This is a genomic window from Halomonas sp. PR-M31, assembly GCF_001039575.1.
Taxonomy (GTDB): Bacteria; Pseudomonadota; Gammaproteobacteria; order Pseudomonadales; family Halomonadaceae; genus Modicisalibacter.
Window position 1 is genome coordinate 1 of record NZ_JIBT01000093.1, and the last position, 4,713, is coordinate 4,713.

The 4,713-nt window shown below is 57.7% G+C and carries 6 protein-coding genes; 4 read left to right on the forward strand and 2 right to left on the reverse strand.

Annotated features, from left to right (window positions below):
• Positions 1-236 precede the first annotated feature (236 nt).
• Positions 237-713 carry a nucleoside deaminase gene (locus tag CH74_RS17495; protein WP_048308824.1) on the forward strand — a complete coding sequence of 159 codons (477 nt, stop codon included), beginning with the start codon at positions 237-239 and terminating at the stop codon, positions 711-713.
• Between the two features lie 6 nt (positions 714-719).
• Here CH74_RS17495 and CH74_RS17500 read toward each other — a convergent pair whose 3' ends face one another.
• Positions 720-2,129: a GntP family permease gene (locus CH74_RS17500; RefSeq protein ID WP_048308825.1), complete on the reverse strand. Its 1,410-nt coding sequence runs from the start codon at positions 2,127-2,129 to the stop codon at positions 720-722.
• 209 nt (positions 2,130-2,338) lie between these two features.
• On the opposite strand from CH74_RS17500, the gene CH74_RS17505 reads away from it, so the two are divergent.
• Together CH74_RS17505 and CH74_RS17510 are read left to right on the forward strand one after the other, a co-directional pair.
• The gene (locus tag CH74_RS17505) at positions 2,339-2,707 is read left to right on the forward strand and encodes a DUF427 domain-containing protein (protein ID WP_048308826.1); all 369 of its coding nucleotides are present in this window, start codon (positions 2,339-2,341) and stop codon (positions 2,705-2,707) included.
• A 55-nt stretch (positions 2,708-2,762) separates the two neighbouring features.
• Positions 2,763-3,173, forward strand: a complete 411-nt coding sequence (locus CH74_RS17510; RefSeq protein ID WP_048308827.1) for a hypothetical protein — start codon at positions 2,763-2,765, stop codon at positions 3,171-3,173.
• 67 nt (positions 3,174-3,240) lie between these two features.
• On the opposite strand, the gene CH74_RS17515 is transcribed toward CH74_RS17510, so the two are convergent.
• Positions 3,241-3,462 carry a DUF3820 family protein gene (locus tag CH74_RS17515; RefSeq protein ID WP_048308828.1) on the reverse strand — a complete coding sequence of 74 codons (222 nt, stop codon included), beginning with the start codon at positions 3,460-3,462 and terminating at the stop codon, positions 3,241-3,243.
• A gap of 221 nt (positions 3,463-3,683) precedes the next feature.
• On the opposite strand from CH74_RS17515, the gene CH74_RS17520 reads away from it, so the two are divergent.
• Positions 3,684-4,706 carry a Fic family protein gene (locus tag CH74_RS17520; protein ID WP_053070822.1) on the forward strand — a complete coding sequence of 341 codons (1,023 nt, stop codon included), beginning with the start codon at positions 3,684-3,686 and terminating at the stop codon, positions 4,704-4,706.
• Positions 4,707-4,713: the final 7 nt, after the last annotated feature.

The window sequence follows — 4,713 nt, forward strand, 5'->3', positions numbered from 1 at the left end:
TTTGGTCTGATTGTCGGCGCGGTAATTTTGGGAATTATCGAAGGGGTCAAGAGGTTGAGGGGCAAGAGCGCAGCGCATTCTTAAGCCTTCGTGATGATGAAAATAACAGTTCCTTTGGCAGCCAAGCTGGCGCTTGGCGATGTCACGGAAGGCGCAGTTCATGATCGGCTCATGCTTCTTTGAAACGGTTATGGTCTACAGTATCGGTTCCCCTTATTCAAACCACGGGAGCAACAATGAACGAGAGCGAAACACAACATTTGCGCCGCTGCATAGAACTGGCCACCGAAGCCCTGGAAGCCGGTGATGAGCCGTTTGGCAGTGTGCTGGTCAGCGCGGAGGGCAAGGTGCTGGTGGAAGATCGTAACCGTATCGCCAATGGGGATTCGACCCGGCATCCGGAATTCGCGCTGGCGCGCTGGGCCGCGGAGAACATGACGCCGGATGAGCGCGCCAAGGCGACCGTCTACACCTCCGGCGAACACTGCCCCATGTGCGCCGCTGCCCATGGCTGGGTAGGGCTAGGGCGTATCGTCTATGTGAGCTCTTCCGAGCAGCTGACGACTTGGCTTGCCGATCTCGGCGTCGGTACGCCGCCAGTACGACCGCTACCTATTCAGACCATCGCGCCGGACATCCCTGTCGAGGGCCCCATTGCGGAGCTCGACGAGGAAGTACATGCCTTGCATCGGCGGTTGCATGGTGGCAAATGATAATGCTTAAAACGAGCCGAACAGCGTACCCAAGGTGATGATGCTGATGACCGCCAGCATCGGGATGGCGATGGTTACCATGGCGATATTCAAGTAGGACTGGCGGTGGGTCAGTCGGCAAATGGAGAGCAGGGTGATCACCGCGCCGCAATGAGGCAGCGTATCGAAGCCGCCAGCGGCAATTACCGCGACCCGGTGCATCAGCTCCGGACTGATGCCCGCCTGCTGAGCCAGCTGTAGATAATCGCTGCCCAGGGTTTCCAGGGCGATACTGAGCCCGCCAGAGGAGGAGCCGGTAATGCCCGCCAGGGTGGTCATCGCCACCGCTTCGGAAATCAATGGATTACCCGGTGCTATCCCTAGCACCGTATCGCGAATGATCATGAAGCCTGCCAGTGACGCAATGACCGCGCCATATCCCACTTCCGAGGCGGTATTGAAGATCGGCAGCATCGAGCCCGTGGCCCCGCGGTTGAGCGTGTCCTGCAGGTTATGCCAGCGATTCAAGCAGGTCACGATCAGCCAGGCACAGGAAACAAGCAGTGCAATGATGATTGCCCACAGCCCCGTCTGATTGGCCACCTCGAGATCCGGAAACTCGTTGTTCAGATAGCTGAGATCGACATTGGGAAAAATGCCGTAGGTGAATAGCGCATTGACGCCGATCACCAGCACCAGCGGCGCGATGGCCAGCCAGAAGGGCATCGCATCCCGAGCCGCTCCGGTGCTCTCGACCGGATCGAGACTGACCTCACCATCTTCGTTATGCGCGCCATAGCCTTCGCCGGCGGCCTTGGCCTTGCTGGCGCGGTTATTGAGCCACCACCAGACCACGCTGAACATGATGATGGCCGCAATGATGCCAAGCCCCGGTGCCGCGAAGGCATTGGTGCCGTAATAAGGAATCGGGATGGCATTCTGGATTGCCGGCGTGCCGGGCAAGGCGGTCATGGTGAAGGTAAACGAGCCCAGAGCGATGGTCGCCGGAATCAATCGCTTGGGAATATCTGCAGCGCGGAACAGCTCCCGGGCAATGGGGTAGATGGCAAAGGCCACGACGAACAGCGACACCCCGCCATAGGTGAGCAGGGCGCAAGCCAGTACCACCGTGAGGATGGCATGCCTTTCACCGAGCACCCGGGTAATCCAGTTGGCGATGGTGCTGGCCGCCCCGGAATCCGCCATCAACTGCCCGAACAGCGCACCCAGCAGAAAGATCGGGAAGAACTTGAGAAGATATCCACCGAGGGCGCTCATGAAGGTCTCGGTGTAGATTGGCATCATCATGGCGATGTCACCGGAGAGCAGTACCGCAAGCGTCGCCATCAGCGGTGCCAGCAGCAGCACCGAATAGCCCCGGTAGGCGAAAAACATCAAGCAAAGCAGTGATATGACAATAGCAGCGGTACTGAACATGCAAACGCGTCCTTGTGCGACGTGGCGTGACATCAAGCTGTGCATCACCACCGTTCCAGATAGCCGCTTATCCTTTCATGCCTCATGAATAGGGCGAAATACGACGAGAGTCGCGTATCTATTTCCAGACGTATTGGTATTCGCCGGCAGCGGTCGTAAGCTCGTTGTGACGGTGCAATAAAACAGCGCGAATTCTGGAGCTTGCCAACATGATCCACGACCCTGAAGGCCACATCACTCTGAACCCTCATTCTCGGCATGTGCGGGTATTGGCCGATGAGACACCCATCGCCGATACCCACAACGCCATCGAGCTGCGAGAGAACGGCTATCCCTCGCGTCAGTACATTCCGCGCGAGGACATCGACATGTCCCGCTTGGCCCGCTCTTCAAAGGTGACTCACTGCCCGTTCAAGGGTGACGCCAGCTACTACAGCATCAAAGGGGCGGATGGAGAGATTGCCGATGTGGCTTGGAGCTACGAGCGGCCGTTCGATGCCATGACTGACATCGCCGGCCATCTGGCCTTCGACACGCGGCTGATTGAAGAGAAAGTGGAAGAGAAAATCGACGAATGACCGATAGCGCAGGCCTTTGACGAAAACGCCTTCTGGGCAATATGAGGAATACAGCATGAGTGATTTTGACAGACTGATCCGCAATCTTTCCCGGGCCGGCGGCCTGGCGGCCCGGGCACGCCAAGGCGACAAGCAGGCAATCGACGATCTTATCGGTTCCCTGCGGGCCTACGTTGGCGAAAGGGCCAGCACTTTCCAGGGCGAGACCGCCTCAGAAAACGCCGAGCAACCTGGCGACTCCCGGCAAACCGGCCTCGACAGCACCATCGCCGACTACCTGGCCACCAAGGACGCCATGGCAGCCATCATCGACAAGCACATGCTGCTGGCCTTCGCGGAGATCGAAACCTTGTACGGTACGACGCCTACCGATGTGACGCTTCGTATCGACACCCAGCGCTCGGCGGGTAGCAAGTACCCCAGCGGCAATTACGCGGGCAGCGACGTACATCTAGGCGGGGAGTAGTGGACGCCGCTGACGGCGAAGCTCTGCTTGTTCAGAACATGACACTGCCGAGCCTTGCAGCGCAGTGTCACTCCGTCCGGCCTTTGCGGAGCGGCTCGAGCAGCGGGCTCAGGCCGTTGTGATCGATCTCGTGCATCAAATAGAGCAGTCGCCCGATCTGCCCTTCGGGAAACCCCTTCCGCGCGAACCAGTTGAGATACGGGCCAGGCAGATCGGCGATCAGTGTGCCTTCGTACCTGCCAAAAGGCATGCGTAGAGTAACGAGTCGCTCCAGGTCTTCGGGGTTCACAACCATGTTCCTCTGCTGGTTTGGGTGGCGTCGCGGCTGTGTCCATAGTTTAGGCATATCTATTGAATTTTATATCCCTAATCGGACAAGTTCAGCCCACTGACAGCTCTCCAACAAGTGAATCGTTTGTCGGATGAGCCGAATAGTGCCATTATTCGGCTCATTGCTTGAGCCGAATAAGCAATGCATTCGGCTCACTGATTTTCTAGCGGAGTGCTTGCATGGGGCCACAGCCACCCACCTGGATTTGGCAGCAGCCAGACTGGCCGAACTTCCACTGGCAGGATGACGTAATACAGCCAAAGCTCAATGAAGCTTGGCGTTCGCTGGGCATGTTAATGGGTCGAGTCGGAGGGCTGCCGCTGGGTAATGACCCAGCATTAGCGCTCGATACTCTGCTGCAAAATATCGTGGCGTCCTCCGCGATCGAAGGTGAACGGCTCAATGTGGCCTCGGTACGCTCATCCCTGGCGCGCAGGCTAGGTGTGAAAAACGAATCTGGAGCGGCCTCAGTTCGCTCGGAAGGTCTCGCCGAAATGATGCTCGATGCCATCGGTCAATCCGATAGCGAATTGAACCGAGAGCGACTCCTTAAATGGCATTGCTGGTTGTTTCCCGATGCTGAGGTATCGCTGGTAACACTGCGTGTCGGCCAATGGCGGGGCGATGAGCCAATGCAGGTGATTTCAGGGCGTCTCGACAAACCTAAAGTGCACTTTGAGGCACCGCCCCGCAACGTTCTAGATTATGAAATGACGAGGTTTCTTGAATGGTTCGAGGCTAGCCGCCAGGATCCTACGCTTGACCCTATTTTGCGAGCCGGAATCGCCCATTTCTATTTCGTTACCTTGCATCCTTTCGAAGATGGCAACGGTCGTTTGGCCCGCGCTATTACCGATCGGGCACTAGCCCAGGCCGATCAGCAGAGTATCCGACTCTACGCCATGTCGGCGGCCATCCTAGAACGGCGTCAGGACTATTATCACATTCTCGAAGCCAGCCAGCGTGGTACGCGCGATCTGAGCGACTGGCTTGAGTGGTTTCTCGACACATTGATAGCCAACCTTCAGGAGGCACTCGCAAGAATCGACCGCACCTTGGCCAAGGCGCGTTTCTGGCAACGCTTCGGCGATCGGGGTCTACTACCCCCGCAAGCTAAAGTGCTCAATCGATTACTGGATGGGGGGGAGCGGGGCTTCGAGGGCGGTATCAGCTGCGCAGTATCAGAAAGTTGCCAAAGGTGACGCAAAG

Excerpts from the sequence above, each read along its gene's own strand:
- CH74_RS17505 (WP_048308826.1), top strand. The coding sequence starts at position 2,339 with ATGATCCACGACCCTGAAGGCCACATCACTCTGAACCCTCATTCTCGG.
- CH74_RS17495 (WP_048308824.1), top strand. The coding sequence starts at position 237 with ATGAACGAGAGCGAAACACAACATTTGCGCCGCTGCATAGAACTGGCC.
- CH74_RS17510 (WP_048308827.1), top strand. The coding sequence starts at position 2,763 with ATGAGTGATTTTGACAGACTGATCCGCAATCTTTCCCGGGCCGGCGGC.
- CH74_RS17520 (WP_053070822.1), top strand. The coding sequence starts at position 3,684 with ATGGGGCCACAGCCACCCACCTGGATTTGGCAGCAGCCAGACTGGCCG.
- CH74_RS17500 (WP_048308825.1), bottom strand. The coding sequence starts at position 2,129 with ATGTTCAGTACCGCTGCTATTGTCATATCACTGCTTTGCTTGATGTTT.